At 38.8% G+C, this 1,605-nt stretch carries 3 protein-coding genes; 1 reads left to right on the top strand and 2 read right to left on the bottom strand.

Annotated features, from left to right (window positions below; translation table 11 throughout):
- Positions 1-530, bottom strand: a 530-nt coding sequence (locus C8D82_RS20435) for a rolling circle replication-associated protein (RefSeq protein ID WP_207776209.1), incomplete at its 3' end; no start/stop codon positions are given.
- Positions 531-543: 13 nt separating this feature from the next.
- On the bottom strand, positions 544-849 hold the full coding sequence (locus C8D82_RS20440; protein WP_116886140.1) for a hypothetical protein: 306 nt from the start codon (positions 847-849) through the stop codon (positions 544-546).
- 161 nt (positions 850-1,010) lie between these two features.
- On the opposite strand from C8D82_RS20440, the gene C8D82_RS20950 reads away from it, so the two are divergent.
- Positions 1,011-1,280 carry a hypothetical protein gene (locus C8D82_RS20950; RefSeq protein WP_133245330.1) on the top strand — a complete coding sequence of 90 codons (270 nt, stop codon included), beginning with the start codon at positions 1,011-1,013 and terminating at the stop codon, positions 1,278-1,280.
- The last annotated feature ends 325 nt before the right edge of the window (positions 1,281-1,605 follow it).

The following is a 1,605-nucleotide window of genomic DNA, read 5'->3' on the forward strand; positions in this document are numbered from 1 at the left end:
ATTGCCGCCTGACCACCGAACCAGCTAAAAGGCAAGCAACATTGCCGCATCCAGTTTCTAGAATAGTTGATATATCGAACCCCCTTAATACGCTTCCCGGTATCTTTAAACAGATATTTCGTCATATATTTTTTGATACCACAAGCGTCATGCCCATACGTCCACTTTACATTAATAAACCCGACAGCAGTTGACGTAACGCTCAAGAAATGCCGAATCACGGCACGGAGTTTTGAAGTTGTAGCACCATCGATATGACCTAAAATATGCAGATGCCAACCGCCTTTTTTATGCTGTTCCCATACTGCGATATAGTGAAATGGCGCATCAGTCAGGCCATGCGCATAGCGTACAGATTCTTTATTCAGGAAGGTACGAAACACATTAAACGCCATTGCGCAGACCAATTTATCGATATTATCTTTAAAAGTTGTAGTCATGAAAAAGGTATGCCCTTCACCATAGCCAAATTCTTTAATAAACGCTCCGATGTTTGTTGCATCGCGGAACATTGCTTTAGCGTCAGGCATACCCCCTGCCCCCTTACTTCGCAGGTTTGAAATCCAACAGAGCAAGAATCTTCGGATTTACTTCCGACTTGGCCTTATCACGACCATCCCTTTCAGTGATCACATTCTGACGTACAAAGGCCAGTTCAAAAGTTGCAGTTCCTTCGTGCATCACGGGAAAGAGTTCACGCTGATTCGGATCAAGCAGCTTGATCCACTTCGCATCTCCCCATTTTTCTTGAATAATGGCGAAATGCGTGACTTTTGTTTTATCGCGATCATCCACAATCTGCTCAAAGGAAGTGATTCGACATTCAGTCAAAGTTCCGGTAAAAGCCATTTTCGATACCCCTTTCAAAAAAAGTTGAAGTTTTTTTATTATCAACAATGCAATTATTCTTGCATTAAGAACAAAATAGCACGCAATTTTTCTTGTGCAAGTAAAATTGCATAAATTTTGTGTTTTTTTATTCTTGTAGTATATTGCTTCAGAGGGAAAATATGGAACAAGAAAACGACTTCCGAAAATGGTATATAGAAAAATCCGCGATTGCCGGCGCACTCATTACGCAAAAAATCGCGGCATTAATCAGCGGTATATCAGAAAGCCAAATATCACGGAAAGTTAAAAACGGAAAACTTACCGTCTACGAACACCCTCAACTACCCAAAGGACTACTTTCATACAGCCAAGTATTGCAACTTGAAAGAGAACGAGCAGCGAAAAAAAACGTTCTGACCAAAGAATCAAAAGTCAATACAGAATTATGACAGATGAAGAAATAATAAAACTTTTCCAAGCGCATGGCTTAAAAATATGGATGGAACCACAGAAAAAAAGATGGTGTATATCAGGCCAAGCAGGAATTATAGCAACATGCTTAAAGGCAACAAGAGCAAATTACATAAAAATACAAGATGAAAAATATCCTCTTGAAGAAGTTACACATCAGATATACCAACTTACAGAAATAAAACTAGCATTTCAACAACTGATATTTGAATAAGAGTTGAATTACCCCGTTTTTCGGCTTCAACTCTTTTTCTTTCTTTTTTTCTTTTTTTTCTTTTCTTTTTTCTTCTCTTTTGAGCTCGT

Origin of the sequence: Victivallis vadensis (genome assembly GCF_003096415.1) — a bacterium.
In the GTDB taxonomy this organism is placed as follows: domain Bacteria; phylum Verrucomicrobiota; class Lentisphaeria; order Victivallales; family Victivallaceae; genus Victivallis; species Victivallis vadensis.